At 65.6% G+C, this 18,205-nt stretch carries 21 protein-coding genes; 13 read left to right on the top strand and 8 right to left on the bottom strand.

Annotated elements, in window-relative coordinates:
* The first annotated feature begins 30 nt into the window (after window positions 1-30).
* The 3 genes from FNV92_RS01810 to FNV92_RS01800 are packed head-to-tail and all read left to right on the top strand — an operon-like array spanning window position 31 to window position 1,585.
* Window positions 31-813, top strand: coding sequence for a heme ABC transporter permease (locus tag FNV92_RS01810; RefSeq protein ID WP_143842473.1), 783 nt, complete (start codon window positions 31-33; stop codon window positions 811-813).
* Entirely contained in the window at window positions 810-995 is a 186-nt protein-coding gene (gene ccmD / locus FNV92_RS01805) for a heme exporter protein CcmD (RefSeq protein ID WP_014439005.1), read from the top strand. Before FNV92_RS01810 ends, ccmD begins: the two co-directional genes overlap by 4 nt.
* Window positions 992-1,585 (top strand): DsbE family thiol:disulfide interchange protein, encoded by a 594-nt coding sequence (locus FNV92_RS01800; RefSeq protein WP_143842474.1) that lies wholly within the window; start codon window positions 992-994, stop codon window positions 1,583-1,585. The genes ccmD and FNV92_RS01800 overlap by 4 nt, the downstream gene beginning before the upstream one ends.
* Before the next feature lie 138 nt (window positions 1,586-1,723).
* On the opposite strand, the gene FNV92_RS01795 is transcribed toward FNV92_RS01800, so the two are convergent.
* Window positions 1,724-2,326, bottom strand: coding sequence for a septation protein A (locus FNV92_RS01795; protein ID WP_143842475.1), 603 nt, complete (start codon window positions 2,324-2,326; stop codon window positions 1,724-1,726).
* 2 nt (window positions 2,327-2,328) lie between these two features.
* On the bottom strand, window positions 2,329-3,276 hold the full coding sequence (gene ftsY / locus FNV92_RS01790) for a signal recognition particle-docking protein FtsY (RefSeq protein ID WP_143842476.1): 948 nt from the start codon (window positions 3,274-3,276) through the stop codon (window positions 2,329-2,331).
* 60 nt (window positions 3,277-3,336) lie between these two features.
* Between ftsY and FNV92_RS01785 the strand changes: the two genes are divergently transcribed.
* On the top strand, window positions 3,337-4,038 hold the full coding sequence (locus tag FNV92_RS01785; protein WP_168213391.1) for an RluA family pseudouridine synthase: 702 nt from the start codon (window positions 3,337-3,339) through the stop codon (window positions 4,036-4,038).
* Between the two features lie 269 nt (window positions 4,039-4,307).
* Window positions 4,308-5,417, top strand: coding sequence for a DUF2336 domain-containing protein (locus FNV92_RS01780; RefSeq protein WP_143842477.1), 1,110 nt, complete (start codon window positions 4,308-4,310; stop codon window positions 5,415-5,417).
* A 215-nt stretch (window positions 5,418-5,632) separates the two neighbouring features.
* Here FNV92_RS01780 and mtaB read toward each other — a convergent pair whose 3' ends face one another.
* A complete protein-coding gene (gene mtaB, locus FNV92_RS01775) occupies window positions 5,633-6,886 on the bottom strand; it encodes a tRNA (N(6)-L-threonylcarbamoyladenosine(37)-C(2))-methylthiotransferase MtaB (protein ID WP_143842478.1) in 1,254 nt (417 codons plus the stop codon).
* Window positions 6,886-7,761: a diaminopimelate epimerase gene (gene dapF, locus FNV92_RS01770; RefSeq protein ID WP_143842479.1), complete on the bottom strand. Its 876-nt coding sequence runs from the start codon at window positions 7,759-7,761 to the stop codon at window positions 6,886-6,888. Before dapF ends, mtaB begins: the two co-directional genes overlap by 1 nt.
* A gap of 203 nt (window positions 7,762-7,964) precedes the next feature.
* On the opposite strand from dapF, the gene FNV92_RS01765 reads away from it, so the two are divergent.
* Window positions 7,965-8,747: a GyrI-like domain-containing protein gene (locus FNV92_RS01765; RefSeq protein WP_143842480.1), complete on the top strand. Its 783-nt coding sequence runs from the start codon at window positions 7,965-7,967 to the stop codon at window positions 8,745-8,747.
* A gap of 5 nt (window positions 8,748-8,752) precedes the next feature.
* Window positions 8,753-9,463 (top strand): SIMPL domain-containing protein, encoded by a 711-nt coding sequence (locus tag FNV92_RS01760; protein ID WP_014438995.1) that lies wholly within the window; start codon window positions 8,753-8,755, stop codon window positions 9,461-9,463.
* 195 nt (window positions 9,464-9,658) lie between these two features.
* Here the strand turns inward: FNV92_RS01760 and FNV92_RS01755 are convergent, their stop codons facing one another.
* Complete coding sequence (locus FNV92_RS01755; RefSeq protein ID WP_168213392.1) at window positions 9,659-10,723, bottom strand: MBL fold metallo-hydrolase; 1,065 nt, start codon at window positions 10,721-10,723, stop codon at window positions 9,659-9,661.
* 375 nt (window positions 10,724-11,098) lie between these two features.
* On the opposite strand from FNV92_RS01755, the gene ffh reads away from it, so the two are divergent.
* From ffh to leuC, 6 genes are all read left to right on the top strand, one after another.
* A complete protein-coding gene (gene ffh, locus FNV92_RS01750; protein WP_014438993.1) occupies window positions 11,099-12,646 on the top strand; it encodes a signal recognition particle protein in 1,548 nt (515 codons plus the stop codon).
* A gap of 99 nt (window positions 12,647-12,745) precedes the next feature.
* Entirely contained in the window at window positions 12,746-13,078 is a 333-nt protein-coding gene (rpsP, locus tag FNV92_RS01745) for a 30S ribosomal protein S16 (protein WP_143842481.1), read from the top strand.
* A gap of 9 nt (window positions 13,079-13,087) precedes the next feature.
* Window positions 13,088-13,645: a ribosome maturation factor RimM gene (rimM, locus tag FNV92_RS01740; protein ID WP_143842482.1), complete on the top strand. Its 558-nt coding sequence runs from the start codon at window positions 13,088-13,090 to the stop codon at window positions 13,643-13,645.
* A gap of 127 nt (window positions 13,646-13,772) precedes the next feature.
* A complete protein-coding gene (gene trmD, locus FNV92_RS01735) occupies window positions 13,773-14,528 on the top strand; it encodes a tRNA (guanosine(37)-N1)-methyltransferase TrmD (RefSeq protein WP_143842483.1) in 756 nt (251 codons plus the stop codon).
* A 109-nt stretch (window positions 14,529-14,637) separates the two neighbouring features.
* Window positions 14,638-15,018 (top strand): 50S ribosomal protein L19, encoded by a 381-nt coding sequence (gene rplS / locus FNV92_RS01730; protein ID WP_014438989.1) that lies wholly within the window; start codon window positions 14,638-14,640, stop codon window positions 15,016-15,018.
* Window positions 15,019-15,339: 321 nt separating this feature from the next.
* On the top strand, window positions 15,340-16,746 hold the full coding sequence (gene leuC, locus FNV92_RS01725) for a 3-isopropylmalate dehydratase large subunit (RefSeq protein WP_143842484.1): 1,407 nt from the start codon (window positions 15,340-15,342) through the stop codon (window positions 16,744-16,746).
* Between the two features lie 70 nt (window positions 16,747-16,816).
* Here the strand turns inward: leuC and FNV92_RS01720 are convergent, their stop codons facing one another.
* The 3 genes from FNV92_RS01720 to FNV92_RS01710 form a co-directional block, all read right to left on the bottom strand.
* A complete protein-coding gene (locus FNV92_RS01720; protein WP_143842485.1) occupies window positions 16,817-17,356 on the bottom strand; it encodes a hypothetical protein in 540 nt (179 codons plus the stop codon).
* 150 nt (window positions 17,357-17,506) lie between these two features.
* Window positions 17,507-17,767 (bottom strand): hypothetical protein, encoded by a 261-nt coding sequence (locus FNV92_RS01715; RefSeq protein WP_143842486.1) that lies wholly within the window; start codon window positions 17,765-17,767, stop codon window positions 17,507-17,509.
* A 63-nt stretch (window positions 17,768-17,830) separates the two neighbouring features.
* The gene (locus tag FNV92_RS01710; RefSeq protein WP_168213393.1) at window positions 17,831-18,109 is read right to left on the bottom strand and encodes a hypothetical protein; all 279 of its coding nucleotides are present in this window, start codon (window positions 18,107-18,109) and stop codon (window positions 17,831-17,833) included.
* Window positions 18,110-18,205: the final 96 nt, after the last annotated feature.

Here is an 18,205-nt window from a genome sequence, read left to right as displayed (position 1 = left end):
TGAGCGCTTACCTGTGATTATCAGGATACCATGACGCTGATCGACCTCGCCAACCCGACCCGGTTCCTCGCGCTGACGGCGCGGGTATTGCCGTGGCTCGCGGCCGCGACCGTCATCCTGCTCGCCATCGGCCTCTATCAATCCGCCGCCGCGCCCGACGATTATCAGCAGGGCGCGACCGTCAAGATCATGTTCATCCACGTGCCCAATGCGTGGCTGTCGATGTTCGTGTGGGGCGTGATGAGCATCGCCTCATTGGGCACGCTGGTGTGGCGGCATCCGCTTGCCGACGTCGCCGCGAAGGCGGCGGCGCCGATCGGCGCCGCCTTCACCTTCCTCGCGTTGCTCACGGGATCGCTGTGGGGCCGGCCGATGTGGGGCACCTATTGGGAGTGGGACGCGCGGCTGACCTCGGTGCTGATTCTCTTCCTGATGTATCTCGGCCTGATGGCGCTGTGGCGCGCGGTCGACGATCCTTCCCGGGCGGCGCGCGCCGCCGCGGTGCTGACGCTGGTCGGCGCCATCAACCTGCCCATCATCAAGTTCTCCGTCGACTGGTGGAACACGCTGCACCAGCCGGCCTCGGTGATGCGCATGGGCGGCTCGGCGCTCGACAAGTCGTTCCTGATTCCGCTGCTGGTGATGGCGATCGCATTCACGCTGCTGTTCGTCACGCTGCATTTGGCGGCGATGCGCAACGAGATTTTGCGCCGCCGCGTCCGCTCGCTGCAGATGATGCAGGCGAGCCGCGTCGCATTTTCGGACACCGGTTCACGTCAGGGCAACGCGTCGAAGGAAGCCGGGGCCGCATGATGATGTCGCTCGGTCCCTACGCCTCCTTCATCGTGACGTCCTATGCAGCAGCGGCGCTCGTGGTCGTGATCCTGATCGGCTGGATCGCGCTCGACTATCGCAGCCAGACCGAGCGCTTGCGCGAGCTCGACCGCAGCGGCGTCACCCGCCGCTCGGGCCGCAGCGCGACCGATACACCATGAGCGAGCAATCGACGTCCGCAACGCCGCAACGCCGCACCTTCCTGATGGTGCTGCCGCTGATCGCCTTCATTGCGCTGGCGCTGCTGTTCTGGTTCCGGCTCGGCAGCGGCGATCCCTCGCGGATTCCGTCCGCGCTGATCGGACGGCCGGCGCCGCAGACCACGTTGCCGCCGCTCGAGGGATTGCAGGCTGACAACGCGCCGGTGCCTGGGCTCGATCCGGCCGCGTTCAAGGGCAAGGTCAGCCTGGTCAATGTCTGGGCGTCCTGGTGCGTACCGTGCCACGACGAGGCGCCGCTCCTGACCGAGCTCGCCAAGGACAAGCGCTTCCAGCTCGTCGGCATCAACTACAAGGACGGCGCCGACAACGCGCGGCGCTTCCTGGGGCGCTACGGCAACCCCTTCGGCCGCGTCGGCGTCGATGCCAACGGCCGCGCCTCGATCGAATGGGGCGTCTATGGCGTGCCCGAGACCTTCGTCGTCGGGCGCGAGGGTACCATCGTCTACAAGCTGGTCGGGCCGATCACGCCGGACAATCTGCGGACGGTGTTGTTGCCGCAGATGGAGAAGGCGCTGGGAGCGGGGTCTTAGTACGGTCTCGTGCCCCGGACGCAGTGCAGCGCTCCTTCAGCGCTGCGCTGCAGAGCCGGGATCCATGTCACCACGACGACGCTCTTTGAAGAATTCTGGGTCCGGGCTCGCGCTTCGCGCGTCCGGGACACGAGACCGTCACCCCTTCCGCACATCCCCCGCATCCGCCTCGCTCTCCTCAAGCGACACCGGTTCAACACCATAGCGCTTGGTCAGCGGCATCTGGGCGATGGTAAAGATCATCGTGATCGGGATCACGCCGAACACCTTGAAATTCACCCAGAAATCCGTGCTCTGGGTGCGCCAGACGATCTCGTTCAGCACCGCCATGCCGGCGAAGAACAGCGCCCAGCGCAGCGTCAGGATACGCCAGCCCTGCGGTGTCAGATTGAACATCTGGTCGAACATGACGGCGATGAAGGAGCGCCCGAACAGCAGGCCGCCGCCGAGGATCGCGGCGAACAGCCCGTAGATGATGGTCGGCTTGACCTTGATGAAGGTCTCGTCGTGCAGCACCAGGGTCAGCGTACCGAACACCAGCACGATCACGCCCGTGACGATCGCCATGATCGGGATGTGACGCGTGACCACATAGGACGCGACCATCGCTACGACGATCGCGACCATGAAGGCGCCGGTCGCAGCGAACAGATTGAACTTCGCATTGACGAAGAAGAAGACGAGCAGCGGACCGAGCTCGGTCGCAAGCTTGAACATCGGATGCGGCTGGGTCTTGTCCATTCTCAGCTTTCGATTCCGGCGATGGCACGGGCGAAATCGCGCGCGGTGAACGGCGCGAGATCGTCGACGCCTTCGCCGACGCCGATGAAATGCACCGGCAGTTTGAATTTTTCCGCGAGCGCCACCAGGATGCCGCCGCGGGCGGTGCCGTCGAGCTTGGTCATCACGAGGCCGGTGACCCCGGCGGTGCGATGGAAAGCCTCGACCTGCGACAGCGCATTCTGGCCGACGGTGGCGTCCAGCACCAGCAGCACGGCATGCGGCGCAGTGTCGTCCACCTTGCGGATCACGCGCACGACCTTTTCGAGCTCGTTCATCAGCTCGGCCTTGTTCTGCAGGCGCCCGGCGGTGTCGATCAGGAGCACATCGACCTTCTGCTCCTTCGCCGCCGTCAGCGCATTGAAGGCCAGGCTCGCCGAGTCGGATCCCTGCGCCCCTGATATGACCGGCGTCTTCGTCCGCTCGCCCCAGACCTTGAGCTGCTCGATGGCCGCCGCACGAAAGGTATCGCCGGCAGCGAGCATCACCTTGCGGCCTTCGGAGGCGAATTTTTGCGAGAGCTTGCCGATGGTCGTGGTCTTGCCCGAGCCGTTGACGCCAACCACGAGAATGACGAACGGCTTCTTGGCCGTATCGATCACGAGCGGCTTCGCCACCGCCGTCAGCACCTTCTCGACCTCTGTGGCGACGACGTCCTTGACCTCGTCGGCCGAGATCGCCTTGTCGTAGCGCCCCGTGCCCACGGCATCGGCAATCCGCACCGCGACTGACGTGCCGAGGTCGGCGCGCAGCAGCACGTCCTCGATGTCGTCGAGCATGGCGCGGTCGAGCTTGCGCTTGGTGACGAGGTCGGCGACCGCGGTCCCCAGCGAGGACGAGGTGCGTTTCAGCCCCTCGGACAGCCGGCGCCACCAGCTCAGCTTGGGGGGATCTGACGTGGTATCGTTCATGATGGCGGTGTGTTAGCCGTTCCCGCCCCTAAACGAAAGTGTTGACCGAAGGTCCTGCAATTGCTCGATGTTCCCGAATTGACCGCCGACGAGATTTTGGCGCGCGTGCTCCATCGCGACGGGCTGATGCTGGTCATCGACAAGCCGTCCGGCCTGCCGGTGCATCGCGGCCCCAAGGGCGGCGCCAATCTGGAGGCATCCTTTGGTGCGCTGTGTTTCGGCCTGCCCCGGCCGCCGGTGCTGGCCCACCGGCTGGACAAGGACACCTCCGGTTGCCTCGTGCTCGGCCGCCATCGCAAAGCCACCGCCTCGCTCGGCCTGCTGTTCAAGCACGGCAAGATCGGCAAGACCTACTGGACCGTGGTCGAGGGCGGTCCCGCTGAAGATGAAGGCACCATCGACATGCCACTCGGCCGGCTCAATGCCGAACGCGGCTGGTGGCAGAAGCCCGACCCGGAAGGCCAGAAGGCGATCACCAACTGGAAAGTGATGGGCCGGGGCGAGGGCCTGACCTGGCTCGCCATGGAGCCGGTGACCGGCCGGACCCACCAATTGCGGGTGCATTCCTCCGCAACGGGCTGGCCGATCTTCGGCGATAACATTTACGGCAACGGCCCCCGCTTCGGTGAGCCGAAGCTGCACCTGCATTCCCGCGAGATCGTGGTGCCGATCTCGCGAAACAAGGAGCCCGTTCGCGTCGTGGCGCCAGCCCCGCCCCACATGCACGAAAAGCTCAGGGCTTGCGGGTGGAACGGGGAGTAGCGGTGCGGTTGGTCACCTCTCCCGCTTGCGGGAGAGGTCGCGCCGAAGGCGCGGGTGAGGGCTTTCCGCTCTAGGGGGTTGTCCCGTTGGGGAAACACCCTCTCCCCGACCCTCTCCCGCAAGCGGGAGAGGGAGCGCACTGCCTTCGTGGCGACACCTAATCTGAGCACACGCAAGGCGTGGTTTACGAAACGTTCAGTGCTCGTCTCTAATGATAGCGGTTGCTTAGAACAAGCTTCCGTCAATCTGCTCAGGACGAGCTGCGCGTCATGTCCACGGCCGGGTTATCGATCATCGCCGAAGTCGAATCCGCGATTCGGCTGGGCTCGGCGGAAAAGGGGCTGGAAACGGCCCGGCGCGTCACCGACCTGTTCCTGTCCTCCGCCGGAAGCTTTGACGACGAGCAGATCGCGCTGTTCGACGACGTGCTCGAGCGCCTGATCGGCACGATCGAGCTGCGCGCCATCGCCGACATGGGCGCGCGCATTGCGCTGGCCGAGATCAGCGCGCAGCTCGCGCCGATCGCCCAGGCGCCGCCGTCCGTGATCCGCCGCCTCGCCAACAATGACGAAATCCGCATCGCCGGCCCCGTGCTGCAGGAATCCGCGCGCCTCGACGATGGCGAGTTGGTCAAGATCGCATCATCCAAGGGCGAACCGCATCTGCTCGCGGTCGCCGGCCGCTGGTGGCTGAAGGAGATCGTCACCGACGCGCTGCTGGCGCGCCGCTATCCCAGCGTCAGCCGGCGCCTCGCCGCCAATCCCGGCGCGCGCGTCTCCGGAAAAGGCTTTGCCGTCATCGTCGGCCAGGCCGAAAGCGATCCGGAGCTGGCCGTCAGCGTCGGCGTCCGCGTCGATCTGCCGTCGGAGCTGCGCCGCCAATTGCTGCGCTCGGCGACGGATGCCGTTCGTGCCCGCCTGCTGTCGCGCGCGCCGCCGCATCTGTTCGAGGAAATCCAGAGCGCCATCGCCGCCGTCACGGTCGGCGTCGAGCGCGATATGTCCGGAGCCCGCGATTTCGAGGGGGCCAAGCGCGCCATCGCCAATCTCAAGGCTACCGGCCAGCTCACCGAAGGCACATTGTTCGGCTTCGCCAGGCAGCGGCGCTACGAAGAAGCCGTGGCGGCGCTGGCCGCGCTGGCCGGATCGACCGTCGAGGTGATTCGTCCGCTGATGCAGAGCCTGCGCGAAGACGGCCTGCTGGTGCCGTGCAAGGCGGCGCAGCTCAGCTGGGAAACGACCGCCGCCGTGCTCGAAAGCCGCTTCGCGACAGGTGCGATGAAGCCGGCGGACATCGCGAGGGCACAGGGAAATTACGCGCGCATGACGCCGGAGGATGCGCGGCGGACACTGCGATTCTGGCAGGTGCGAGCGTCGTAGGGCGTGCGTCTAGGGCACGGCGTCTCCACACCCTCGGTGTCGTCCCTGCGCACGCAGGGACCCATAACCACAGGGAGACGTTTGGCGAAAGCCGCCAGATACTCAGCTTCGTTGAGACAAACACCGTCCGCGACCGATGAATCACGCGGTATGGGTCCCTGCGTGCGCAGGGACGACGTCGAGGATATAGCGCGTCGCAATGACTCGCAGCCTGTCTATGTGGTCAGCCGCTCGCCATCGCTGCCGGCAATCGTCAACGGCACCACACTGCCCACACACCCACCCGCAATCGCCACCGGCAGATAGTGCTCAGTGCGGCCTTGGCCGTCGCTCTCGATCAGCACATCGCGCGTCGCCCCCACTTCCGCTTGCAGTCGCCGCCGTAACGCTGCCTCTCCCGCTGCCCGCAGCCGCTTGGCGCGCTCCTTGATTGCCTGCCCCGCGACCTGCGGCATCCGCGCGGCGGGGGTGCCGGGGCGGGGCGAATAGGGGAACACGTGCAGGAACGTCAGGCCGCATTCTTCGACCAGATCCAGCGACCGCGAAAACATCTCCTCGGTCTCCGTCGGAAAGCCCGCGATGATGTCGGCGCCGAAGGCGATATCCGGGCGCAGGCGGCGGACCTGGTCGCAGAACGCGATCGCATCCTGCCGCGAATGTCGCCGCTTCATGCGCTTCAGAATCATGTCGTCGCCGGATTGCAGCGACAGATGCAGATGCGGCATCAGACGAGCATCGTCGGCGATGGCCTCTAACAGATCGGCATCCGCCTCGATCGAATCGATCGAGGATATGCGCAGGCGTTTCAGCTCGGGTACGTGCCGCAATATCTGCTTGGTCAGCAGGCCGAGTTTGGGCGCGCCCGGCAGGTCGGCGCCGTAGCTGGTGAGATCGACGCCGGTCAGCACGATCTCGGCGTGGCCGCGTTCAACCAGCGCCCGCACCTGATCGACCACCGCGCCCATCGGCACGGAGCGCGAGTTGCCGCGGCCATAGGGAATGATGCAGAAGGTGCAGCGATGGTCGCAGCCGTTCTGCACCTGCACGAACACGCGCGGCAGGCCGGCCGCAAAACCGTCGACCAGATGCGGCGCCATCTCCCTGACAGCCATGATGTCGCTGACGGCGATCTTCTCGCTGGCGCCAAGATCGAAGGCATCGCGCGTCTGCTGCCACGCGGACGCGCGCATCTTGTCGTCATTGCCGACGACGCGATCGACCTCGGCCATCTCGGCGAACATGCCGCTCTGCGTCTGCGCCGCGCAGCCGGTGACGACGATGCGCGCACCGGGCCGTTCGCGCTTCAATTTGCGGATCGACTGGCGCGCCTGCGCCACCGCCTCGTTGGTGACGGCGCAGCTGTTGATGACGATGGTATCTTCGAGCCCCGCGCCTTCGGCCTCGCGGCGGATCACCTCGGCCTCGAAGGCGTTGAGGCGGCAGCCGAAGGTGACGATGTCGACAGGCATCAGCCGACCGGCGCGAACAGCGCCGGATCGAACTTGCCTTCGTATTCGAAGGTCGCGGTGCCCGTCATCAGCACGTGGTCGTCGCGCTCGCGCCATTCGATGCCGAGCTTGCCGCCGGGCAGCGTCATCTCGACCTTGCGCTCGGTGCGCTTCAGCCGCGCCGCCGCAACGGCGGTCGCGCAGGCCGCCGAACCGCAGGCCCTCGTCAGCCCGGCGCCGCGCTCCCAGGTGCGCATCGTGATGTGCTCGCGATCGACGATCTGTGCGAGCGTGATGTTGGCACGCTCGGGGAAGATCGGGTGATTTTCCAACAGCGGACCAAAGCGCTCGAGATCGTAGGCGTTGATGTCTTCGACCCAGAAGATCGCGTGCGGATTGCCCATGCTCACCACCGAGGGCGAATGCAGGATCGGATTGTCGATCGGCCCGATCTGCAATTCGATGTAGCGGGTGTCGCGAAACTCTTCCGCCAGCGGAATGTCCTGCCAGCCGAACTTCGGCACGCCCATGTCTACCGTGTAGAGATCAGGGGCCGGGCCCTGCCAGGCATTGAGCAGACCCGCCGCCGTCTCGAACGTCGCATTGGCCTGGCCGGTCTTCTCGAAGATGCGGCGCACGACACAGCGCATGCCGTTGCCGCAGGCGCCGGCCTCGGAGCCGTCATTGTTGTAGATGCGGATGAAGGCTTCGGTGCCGTCCAGCCGCGGCTTCTGCAGCACCATGAGCTGGTCGTAAGGCACGCCGCCTTGCGCGGATGCCACTGCGCGGGCGTCGTCCGGCGTCACAGGTGAGGCGGAATCGCGCATGTCGACGACAACGATTTCGTTGCCGATGCCGTTCATCTTGGCAAATGCGTGGTTGGCCAGCGCGCTCATGAAAATTCCTGAATTTCGCCCGCCTTATATGGCGATCCTAGACGGCTTGGCCAGTGATTTGGCGTTCGCTGGCAAGGTGAAGGGCCATGACGCATCTGTCATGGGACGAATTCGGCGCTCGCGTGTTAGAACGGCGCAGTTCGCGCGAGCCGGGATGCGCGACCGGGTTAAGGCCTTGGTGGGCAAGGTCTGGGGAGAATAAAATGAATACTTTTCGTCGTCTCGCTCTGGCCGCGCTGATCCCGGCAGCGGCCTTGTCGTTTGGGCTATCGGGGGTTCTGGCACAGACCTCGAGCCCGGCGCCGGCGGCCTCGGCCAGCCCCTCTCCGGCCGCCCCTGCGCCGGCCCCGTCGGCATCGCCCGCCCCGGCCGCAAGCGCTTCGCCCGCACCAGCGGCGACCCCGTCGCCGGCGGCCAGCGCCTCGCCGGCTCCTGCTGCCTCGCCATCGCCCGCAGCAAGCGCCTCACCCAGCCCGACGGCGCCGCCGCCCGCCGTAGCCGCCACCCCCGCCCCGGTGCAGACCGCCGATCCCTTTGGCCTCGAGACCACGCTCGAGCCCAGGAAGGTCGTGATGGTCAAGGGCACCGCCAACTGGGACTCGGCCTTCGACACGCTGGTCGACGCCTTCAAGGCGCTGAACACGCTGCTGGACAAGCAGGGCATCAAGCACGCCGGCAATTCGATGATCGTCTATACCTCGACCGACGACACCGGCTTCACCTTCCTCGCCGAGATCCCGGTCGATCAGGACCCCAAGAACCTGCCCAAGGACATGAGCATCGGCAAATCGCCGGAGGGCAAGGCACTGAAATTCGTCCATCGCGGCTCCTACGACAACATGGACAACACCTACGAGGCAATCACCAATCACCTCGACGACAAGAGACTGGAAGCCAAGGACACCTTCGTCGAGGAGTACCTCACCGATCCCCTCAAGACGGCGGAGGACAAGCTCGTGATCAACGTGTTCGTGCCATTGAAGTGAGAATGATGAAGAAGCCTGTTGCCCTTGTTACGTCCCTTGCCGCCGTCCTTGCCATCACGTCGCTGACCGCGCCTGCGCGCGCCGACGATTTTCCCTCCGCCATCTCCGTGAGCGGCGAAGCCACCGTTTCCGTGGCGCCCGATCTCGCGCAGATCGATGCGGGTGTCGCCAACGACGCCAAGACGGCGAAGGAAGCATCCGACGCCAACAACGCCGCGATGGGCAAGGTGCTGCTGGCACTGAAGGGCGCCGGCATCGCCGAAAAGGACTACCAGACCTCGCGCCTGTCGCTGCAGCCGCAATACGGCCAGAACAAATCCACCGGCGCCTCCCCCGTGGTCGGCTTCCGCGCCTCCAACCGCGTCACCGTCAAAATTCGCGACGTGACCAAGGTCGCCGGCATCATCGACACGCTGGTCGGTGCCGGCGCCAACGACATCGGCAATATCTCCTTCGAGGTGACGCAGGCCTCCAAGCTGCTCGACGATGCGCGTGAGCAGGCGGTCGCCGATGCGCGCCGCAAGGCCGAGATCTACGCCAAGGCTACCGGCGTGACGCTGGGTGCTCCGCTGAGCGTCTCCGAAGGCGGCGCGCCCGTGCCGCTGTTCAAGGCGCGGATGGCAACGCCGCAAATGGCGCCAGCCGCCGTTGCGCCGGGCGAGGAAACGCTGTCGGTGACGGTGAATGTGAGCTGGGCGATCAAGGCGGGGCAGTGAGCGTAAGAGGCTCACTGCTCGCCAAAGCAAAGGTGTCGTCCCCGCGCAGGCGGGGACCCATAACCACAGGCAGTGGTTGGCGCGCGAAGCCAGCCACTCCGAGTCTTCGCCAGACCTCTCCCTGTGGTTATGGGTCCCGGGCTCGCGACTTCGTCGCGTCCCGGGACGACGACTGCGTGTGCGGCAACAGCGGGGCTAGATCTCCACCACTTGCCCGGGTTTCATCGCCACGAACCGCTGTTGCGGAATCTTCGCGGCATCCAGCGCTTCCACAAGCGCCTTCGCCGGCGCATCGATCGCTTCGTCCGTCAGCTGGAACGTGCCGTGATGATGCCCGAGCGCTTGTTGCGCGCCGCAATCCAACAGCGCCTTCACCGCATCTTCCGGATTCATGTGCTGGTCGCGCATGAACCAGCGCGGCTCGTAGGCGCCGATCGGGAGGATCGCCAGACGCAGCTCCCCATGCTTCTCGGCGACGCGGCGGAAATGGGTGCCATCGCCGTAACCGGAGTCGCAAACGACGTAGATTTTCCCCGCCGGCGTCTCCAGCACGAAGCTCGCCCATAGCGCCTTGTTCCGGTCGAACATGCCGCGCGCCGTCCAGTGCCGGGTCGGGACCAGATGCACGGCAATGCCGTTGCCGAGTTCGACGCGATCGTGCCAATCGAAGGCTTCCGCCTGGATTGAAGAGTCGGTGCCGCGCATCGCCACATCGTTGCCGAGCGGCGTCACCACGCGTGGGGCAAAATTCCTGGCGAGCCGCGACAACGTCGCGATGTCGAGATGGTCGTAATGGCCGTGCGAGACCAGCACGATGTCGATCTTCGGCAACGCCTCGAAGGCGATGCCGGGATCGTTGCGCCGCTTCGGTCCGGCGAAGCTGACAGGCGACACCCGCTCCGACCAGACGGGATCGACCAGGATGTTGAGGCCGCCAGCCTGGATCAGCCAGCTGGCGTGGCCGACGAAGGAGAGGCGGACCTTGTCGCCCTCGACTCGCGCCGGCGGCGTGTCCGCATGAGGGCTCGGAGCCCAATCCGGCCAGGTCTCGCGCTTCCGCCCGCCGCCGAACTGCCAGCGCAGCACCTCGCCAAGCGATTTCGGCGGCACGCCGTCCGGATCGAAGAAGGTCGAGCCGTCGAAATGGTCGGAGACAGGGCCGTCATAGGGTTTCATGCGGGACATCCAGAGGGAGGGCACGCCGACCAGCGCGCCGGCCCCGGCAAGCAGACCGAAAAGACGGCGGCGGGTGATGGGCACGGGCGGGCTTCAGGGATGGTCGGAACGGTAAGACATCACCGGCTATATGGGCAGGGCCGGAGGAAAAGGAACCCGTGGCGGGAAATGGTTCATTTTCAATGCCTTACCCTCAACAACGCGCTCCGGAGCCCTAACTTTCCTTGACTTTTGGGCGGGAGCGGCGTTTAACCCCGCCACTTTCTCGGAAAGGCTTTCTTTTCGACCCGCCCACTGGCCCTGGAGGCCAGAGGCCAACGCCCGACAGCGCTATGCGCCCTCGGGCGCAAAGGTGTTTGGAAGAAGCCTCCCCGAAGGAGTGGTCATCCCCCGGTCAAGCCGGGACATGACAGTGGTGAACGCGGCAACCCTGCGCGAGCAGGACAAGGGACAACGGCATTGTTCGACAATCTGTCGGAACGGCTTGGTGGCATTCTCGATCGTCTGACGGGGCGCGGTGCGCTGACCGAAAAGGATGTCGATGCCGCGATGCGCGAGGTGCGCCGCGCGCTGCTGGAAGCCGACGTCGCACTCGAAGTGGTCCGCAGCTTCACCGAACGTGTTCGCGAACAGGCGATCGGCGCCACTGTCGTCAAGTCGGTCACGCCCGGCCAGATGGTGGTCAAGATCGTCCATGACGAGCTGATCAACACGCTCGGCGCCGAAAGCCAGACCATCGACATCAATTCCGTGCCGCCGGTGCCGATCATGATGGTCGGCCTGCAAGGCTCCGGCAAGACGACCACGACCGCAAAGCTCGCCCGTCGCCTGGTCCAGCGCGACAAGCGCAAGGTGCTGATGGCGTCGCTCGACATCTATCGACCGGCGGCGATGGAGCAATTGGCCGTGCTCGGCCGCGATCTCGACATTCCGACCCTGCCGATCGTCGCAGGACAGCAGCCGGCGCAGATCGCCAAGCGCGCGCTGGAAGCCGGCAAGCTCGGCGGTTACGACGTCGTGCTCCTCGACACCGCCGGCCGCACCACGCTCGACGAAGACATGATGGCGGAGGCCGCAGCCATCAAGGCTGCCGCCAACCCGCATGAAGTGCTGCTGGTCGCCGACAGCCTGACCGGCCAGGACGCCGTGAACCTTGCGCGCGCCTTCGACGAGCGCGTCGGCCTCACCGGCATCGTGCTGACACGCGTCGACGGCGATGGCCGCGGCGGTGCGGCGCTGTCGATGCGCGCGGTCACCGGCAAGCCGATCAAGCTGATCGGCACCGGTGAAAAGACCGATGCACTGGAAGATTTCCACCCTGACCGTATCGCCGGCCGCATCCTCGGCATGGGCGACGTTGTGTCGCTGGTCGAGCGTGCCGCCGCCAATATCGACGCCGAAAAGGCCGCGCGCACCGCCGAGCGCATGCGCAAGGGTCAGTTCGACCTCAACGACATGCGCGAGCAGCTGCTGCAGATGGCGAACATGGGCGGCATCAGCGGCCTGATGGGCATGATGCCCGGCATCGCCAAGATGAAGAACCAGATCGCGGCCGCCGGCATCGACGACAAGATTTTGAAGCGCCAGGTCGCGGTGATCGATTCCATGACGCGCGACGAGCGGCGTCATCCCGACCTGCTCAAGGCCAGCCGCAAGAAGCGCATCGCCGCGGGCTCGGGCCAGAGCGTCGAGCAGGTCAACAAGCTGCTCAAGATGCACCGGAACATGGCCGACGTGATGAAGGCCATGGGCTCGGGCAAGCGCGGCCCGCTCGCCGGCATCGCCCAGGCCATGGGCTTCGGCGGCGGCATGAAGATGCCCTCGCCCGAAGAGATGAAGGCCATGCAGGAGAAGATGCAGGGCGGCGGCGGACAGGGTCTGCCCAGCCTGCCGAAGGATCTGCCGCCCGGTCTTCGCTCGGGCCTGCCGAATTTGCCGGGGCTTACGGGCCTCAGCGGCAAGCCGACCCTTCCGGGGCTCGGCGGTTTTCCCGGCAAGAAGAAATGAGGAATTCGTCGCACGGGATCGCACCGGTCTCGCGCAACGCGGAATACCAATCAACCGAACAAAACGTACTTTGCAAACCGTACTTCGAAGGAGAACTGAATGTCCGTCGTTATCCGCCTCGCCCGCGCAGGCACCAAGAAACGTCCCGTCTACCACGTCGTCGTCGCCGACTCCCGCTTTCCCCGCGATGGCCGCTTCATCGAGCGTCTCGGCTATTTCAACCCGCTGCTGCCGAAGGACAACGAGACCCGCCTGAAGCTCGACATGGACAAGGTGAAGGCCTGGCTCGCCAAGGGCGCGCAGCCGTCGGACCGCGTGTCGCGTTTCCTCGATGCCGCCGGCGTCAAGAAGCGCGAAGCGCGTAGCAATCCGGAAAAGGCCGTGCCGCGCAAGGAGCGCAAGGCGCAGGCCGAAGCCGCCGCAAAGGGTTAAGGCCAGACCATGTCGGCGCTGGTCTGCGTCGCGCGGATCGGCGCCGCGCATGGTGTGCGCGGCGCGGTCAAGCTGTGGACCTTCACCGAAGATCCCTTTGCCGTGAAGCGCTATGGTCCGCTGCTGTCCAAGGACGGCAAGCGCCAGTTCGAGGTAGCAACGGCGCGCGAAGCGAAAGACCATCTGGTCGCGACGTTCAAGGGCGTCGCGACCCGCGATGAGGCCGAACGGCTCAACGGCATCGAGCTTTACGTCGCACGGGACAAGCTGCCCGCGACCGACGCGGACGAATATTACCACACCGATCTGATCGGTCTCGCCGCCGTCACCACGGACGGCGAGGCGCTCGGCCGCGTGCTCGCGATCCATAATTTCGGCGCCGGCGACATCATCGAGATCGCCCCGCCGAAAGGCGCGACGATGCTGCTGCCGTTCACCAACGCGGTGGTGCCGGAAGTCGATCTCGCCGGCGGCCGCGTGATCATCGGGCTGCCGCAGGAGATCGAGGGCGAGGACAAGGACGAAGTCCTATCCACGGGTCGTCCCCGCGAACGCGGGGACCCATAACCACGAGACGTGGTTTTTGGCTAAGCTGGCGGCTCCAGCCATCGCAAAACGAAATGCGGTCGTTATGGATCCCGGATCTGCGCTCCGCTTCGCTGCGCTTGTCCGGGACGACAACAACTGAGATCCAATGACCAATCCCTCACCCTGGCGCGCGACGGTGCTGACGCTGTTTCCGGAGATGTTTCCGGGACCGCTCGGCGTGAGCCTGGCCGGCCGGGCGCTGGCCTCCGGTCTCTGGGAGATCGAGGCGCGGGACATCCGTGCCTCGGCCACCGATCGCCATCGCAGCGTCGACGACACCCCGGCTGGCGGCGGGCCGGGCATGGTGCTGCGGGCGGACGTTCTGGCCGCCGCGATCGATGCCGCGGAGATCGGCCCTGGGCGTCCCTGCCTCCTGATGAGCCCGCGCGGTCGGCCATTGACCCAGGCCCGCGTCACTGAGCTCGCGAAGGGTTCAGGGCCCCTGATCGTCTGCGGGCGGTTCGAGGGGGTCGACCAGCGGGTGATCGACGGGCGGAGCCTGGAGGAAGTCTCGATCGGCGATTACGTGCTGTCGGGGGGCGAAATCGCCGCCCTGGCGCTGATCGACGCCTGCGTCCGGCTGCTGCCGGGCGTGATGGGCAAGGAAGCCTCGGGAACCGAGGAGAGCTTTTCGGACGGCCTGCTCGAATACCCCCAATACACCCGCCCGCAGCTGTTCGAGGGGGCTGCGATCCCGGAGATACTGACCTCTGGCGACCATGCCAAGGTGGCCGCCTGGCGGCGAGCGCAGTCCGAGGCCCTGACGGCGGCCCGGCGGCCTGATTTATGGGCTAAGGTCCCACCCAAGCTGGCGAATCGGGCCGGCCGCCAAAAAACGCCAAAAGACAAGACAGACGGGTGACAAACGCTCCGGCTTGCCTTATAGGAGCGGCCACATCCGCAATGGCTGGATAAACGAATTTCGCGCAGCCCCCGTTTCCAAGGCTGGGCGCGCCGATGGAGATTTACCCATGAACCTGATCCAACAGCTCGAAAAAGAGCAATTCGACAAGCTCTCCGCCAACAAGGAGATTCCGGAGTTCGGCCCCGGCGACACCGTGATCGTCAACGTCAAGGTGGTCGAAGGCGAGCGTACCCGCGTGCAGGCCTATGAAGGCGTCTGCATCGGCCGTTCCGGCGGTGGCCTCAACGAGAGCTTCACGGTCCGCAAGATCTCCTATGGCGAGGGCGTTGAGCGCGTGTTCCCGGTGATGTCGCCGATGATCGACTCGATCAAGGTGGTGCGTCGCGGCAAGGTGCGTCGCGCCAAGCTTTATTACCTGCGCCAGCTGCGCGGCAAGTCGGCTCGTATCGTCGAGAAGACCGAGCACGCCAAGGCCGTGAACGAGTAAGCTCCGCTACAATCGAGTTTCCAAAAGCGCGGGGCAAAACCCCGCGCTTTTTTGTTGCGTCAGCCGTGCGCGTCAAAGCCCTCGCGATTCCGGTTCGGCCTGCTATATATTCGTAGAATGTTTCCAGATCAGACCAGCATGGAGCCCGTCAAGCGCGTCGTCATCGACGATCGCTCGCGGCTGCCCGGCCGGTTCTTCGGACGCTTCGCGACCTCGGCAACGTCAGAGCTTACGCGCGCAGCCTAAAAGCTGCGCTGACGATTTTGTTGCCCGGCGCGCCACCCGCGCTCTTCGCTGACACACATTCCGGAGCTCAAGCTCATGTCCAAGCCCACCACATTGTACGACAAGATCTGGAACGACCATCTGGTGCACGAAGCCGACGACGGCACCTGCCTGCTCTATATCGACCGCCATCTGGTGCACGAGGTGACCTCGCCGCAGGCGTTCGAAGGCCTGCGCGCCACCGGGCGCAAGGTGCACGCCCCCGAGAAGACGCTCGCCGTCGTCGACCACAACGTGCCGACCACCGACCGGACCAAGCCGAATCCCGATCCTGAGAGCATCGAGCAGATCAAGGCGCTCGCCGAGAACGCCAAGGAATTCGGCATCGAATATTACAACGAGTTCGATAAGCGCCAGGGCGTCGTTCACGTCATCGGCCCCGAGCAGGGTTTTACGCTGCCCGGCACCACCATCGTCTGCGGTGACAGCCACACCTCGACGCATGGCGCGTTCGGCGCGCTCGCGCACGGCATCGGCACGTCCGAGGTCGAGCACGTTCTGGCGACGCAGACGCTGATCCAGAAGAAGGCCAAGAACATGCGCGTCACCGTCGACGGCAAATTGCCTGATGGCGTGACGGGCAAGGACATCATCCTGGCGATCATCGGCGAGATCGGCACGGCCGGCGGCACCGGCTACGTGCTCGAATACGCCGGCGACGCGATCCAGGCGCTGTCGATGGAAGGCCGCATGACGGTCTGCAACATGTCGATCGAAGGCGGCGCGCGCGCCGGCCTGGTCGCGCCGGACCAGAAGGCGTTCGACTTCCTGCGCGGCCGCCCGAAAGCGCCGAAGGGTGCGGACTGGGATGCGGCAATGCGCTACTGGGAGAAACTGCGCTCCGACGAGGGCGCGCATTTCGACCATGAGCTGCGCCTCGATGCGGCCAAGCTGCCGCCGATCGTGACCTGGGGCACTTCGCCTGAGGACGTCATCTCGGTGACCGGTTTCGTTCCGGACCCCGACAAGATCGCGGACGAAGCCAAGCGTCTGTCGAAGCATCGCGCCCTGAAATATATGGGCCTGACTGCGGGCACGAAGATCACCGACATCAAGGTCGATCGCATCTTCATCGGCTCCTGCACCAATGGCCGCATCGAGGATCTGCGCGCCGCCGCCAAGATCGCGGAGGGCAAGCAGGTCTCGGAGAACGTCAACGCCATGGTCGTGCCGGGCTCCGGCCTCGTGAAGGAGCAGGCCGAGGCCGAAGGTCTGGACAAGATCTTCATCAAGGCCGGCTTCGAATGGCGCGAGCCCGGTTGCTCGATGTGCCTCGCCATGAACCCGGACAAGCTGGCCCCGGAAGAGCGCTGCGCCTCGACCTCGAACCGCAACTTCGAAGGCCGCCAGGGCTTCAAGGGCCGCACCCATCTGGTGTCGCCGGCAATGGCGGCAGCCGCGGCGATCGCGGGGCACTTCGTCGACGTCAGGGAGTGGCGCTGAGCCACTTCCTCCGAAGGCACTAACGCAAAAAGGGCGCCGTCGTAGGCGCCCTTTTCATTTCGAACCGTGCTCACCAATAGCGGTACGGATGGTGCCAGCGATGCCAGCGGCAGACGCGGCGCGGGCCGTAATAGGTCCAGATCACGCGGCAGCGGCGCGGATAGCTGTAATAGGGATAGTAGCCGCCGTAATAGCGCCGGTGGAAATGGCGATGACCGTAGTAGTGCGGGCGATAGACTCCGTAGCGGTGAAATCCGCCGTGGCGATGCATTCCGCCATAGCGATAGCCGCCACCATGAAAGACGGGCGCAGCGCGAAAGCCGCCGCCGCGGAAGCCACCGAAATGCGCCCCGCCACCGTGGAAGCCACCGCCGCGAAAACCTCCGCCGCCGTGAAAGCCGCCACCATGCCCGCCAGGCCCACCACCGCCGTGGCGCACTTGCGTGATCATGTCGTCGCTTGCAGCCTTCGCCGCCGGCAACGCCGTCGGATTGATCGGCGTCATCGCTTCTGCACGACGCGCGGTTCCGCCCGACAGCAACAGCGTGGCCACGGCCGCGAGCCCGAGCAAGCGCATCGGGCGGGTCCCGAGACCTAAAACTCTCAGCATGGAATTCTCCCTGAATCTGAACAGCGGAACTGCGGCGCAGCGCCTGCGCTCGTACCAACACTGTTCATTTGCGGTCGCTCCCAAGATGAAATTAGGGACAGCGACGTGAACGCCTCATGAATGAACGGCGCCCTCGCAACGCGCGAGACGTCACCACCACGGCCCGAAGCCGAACACGAACGGCGCGGGCACAGCGTAGGGATAGGGACGGTAGAATACGGGCCGCGCGTAATAATGCGGATCAGGACGCGGAGAGTACCGCACGGTGTCGGACCGCACATGGTGTCGCCCATCGAACACCGCGCGCCCCGCCGCAGCATCCGGCAGCTTCGTCACTCTGTGTGCAGCAGAAGCGTGAGGCAGGCCTGCGGCAAGCCCGACAGCAATGGCCAATGCGATCCATCTCGTCATGACGACGACCTCCGCTTGCAACATGGCGCATCATCGGCGCGCGACACGCGAATTGAGGGCGCCTCAGCCCCGGCGCCAGTAGCAGCTCATATGCGGCACGATCACCGTGCCGCTGGGGCGGTATTCCTGCACATAGGTGGCGTTGCATTCGCGGACCGCATCCGGCCCCGGGTTGTAGCGCGGATAGACGCCGTCAGGGCTGTAATAGGGCGTGACGCGGAGCCGGGGCGGGCGCCGCTTGCGCGGCGGCGGAGCATCGGGCGAGGCCGCCTGGGCCATGCGGACTTCGGCGCCAACCGTCTGGGCTTCGGCGCCAACGCAAAACTGCGAAAACAACCCCATGCACAGTAGAACCAGAACCGCTGTTCCCGCCCGCATCGTACCACCACCCACGTGAGCCAACCCCTTGAGGCGCCGTACGCTCCTCGTTTTCACGCG

Origin of the sequence: Bradyrhizobium cosmicum, from assembly GCF_007290395.2 — a bacterium.
In the GTDB taxonomy this organism is placed as follows: domain Bacteria; phylum Pseudomonadota; class Alphaproteobacteria; order Rhizobiales; family Xanthobacteraceae; genus Bradyrhizobium; species Bradyrhizobium cosmicum.
The sequence above is the reverse complement of the archived record's forward strand: the minus strand, read 5'-3'. Positions and strand labels throughout refer to the sequence as shown.

What these genes read in the sequence shown, in the direction of transcription:
- FNV92_RS01810 (WP_143842473.1), top strand. Translation starts at nt 31, where the DNA reads ATGACGCTGATCGACCTCGCCAACCCGACCCGGTTCCTCGCGCTGACG.
- ccmD (WP_014439005.1), top strand. Translation starts at nt 810, where the DNA reads ATGATGATGTCGCTCGGTCCCTACGCCTCCTTCATCGTGACGTCCTAT.
- FNV92_RS01800 (WP_143842474.1), top strand. Translation starts at nt 992, where the DNA reads ATGAGCGAGCAATCGACGTCCGCAACGCCGCAACGCCGCACCTTCCTG.
- FNV92_RS01795 (WP_143842475.1), bottom strand. Translation starts at nt 2,326, where the DNA reads ATGGACAAGACCCAGCCGCATCCGATGTTCAAGCTTGCGACCGAGCTC.
- ftsY (WP_143842476.1), bottom strand. Translation starts at nt 3,276, where the DNA reads ATGAACGATACCACGTCAGATCCCCCCAAGCTGAGCTGGTGGCGCCGG.
- FNV92_RS01780 (WP_143842477.1), top strand. Translation starts at nt 4,308, where the DNA reads ATGTCCACGGCCGGGTTATCGATCATCGCCGAAGTCGAATCCGCGATT.
- mtaB (WP_143842478.1), bottom strand. Translation starts at nt 6,886, where the DNA reads ATGCCTGTCGACATCGTCACCTTCGGCTGCCGCCTCAACGCCTTCGAG.
- dapF (WP_143842479.1), bottom strand. Translation starts at nt 7,761, where the DNA reads ATGAGCGCGCTGGCCAACCACGCATTTGCCAAGATGAACGGCATCGGC.
- FNV92_RS01765 (WP_143842480.1), top strand. Translation starts at nt 7,965, where the DNA reads ATGAATACTTTTCGTCGTCTCGCTCTGGCCGCGCTGATCCCGGCAGCG.
- FNV92_RS01760 (WP_014438995.1), top strand. Translation starts at nt 8,753, where the DNA reads ATGAAGAAGCCTGTTGCCCTTGTTACGTCCCTTGCCGCCGTCCTTGCC.
- rpsP (WP_143842481.1), top strand. Translation starts at nt 12,746, where the DNA reads ATGTCCGTCGTTATCCGCCTCGCCCGCGCAGGCACCAAGAAACGTCCC.
- rimM (WP_143842482.1), top strand. Translation starts at nt 13,088, where the DNA reads ATGTCGGCGCTGGTCTGCGTCGCGCGGATCGGCGCCGCGCATGGTGTG.
- trmD (WP_143842483.1), top strand. Translation starts at nt 13,773, where the DNA reads ATGACCAATCCCTCACCCTGGCGCGCGACGGTGCTGACGCTGTTTCCG.
- rplS (WP_014438989.1), top strand. Translation starts at nt 14,638, where the DNA reads ATGAACCTGATCCAACAGCTCGAAAAAGAGCAATTCGACAAGCTCTCC.
- leuC (WP_143842484.1), top strand. Translation starts at nt 15,340, where the DNA reads ATGTCCAAGCCCACCACATTGTACGACAAGATCTGGAACGACCATCTG.
- FNV92_RS01720 (WP_143842485.1), bottom strand. Translation starts at nt 17,356, where the DNA reads ATGCTGAGAGTTTTAGGTCTCGGGACCCGCCCGATGCGCTTGCTCGGG.
- FNV92_RS01715 (WP_143842486.1), bottom strand. Translation starts at nt 17,767, where the DNA reads ATGACGAGATGGATCGCATTGGCCATTGCTGTCGGGCTTGCCGCAGGC.
- FNV92_RS01710 (WP_168213393.1), bottom strand. Translation starts at nt 18,109, where the DNA reads ATGGGGTTGTTTTCGCAGTTTTGCGTTGGCGCCGAAGCCCAGACGGTT.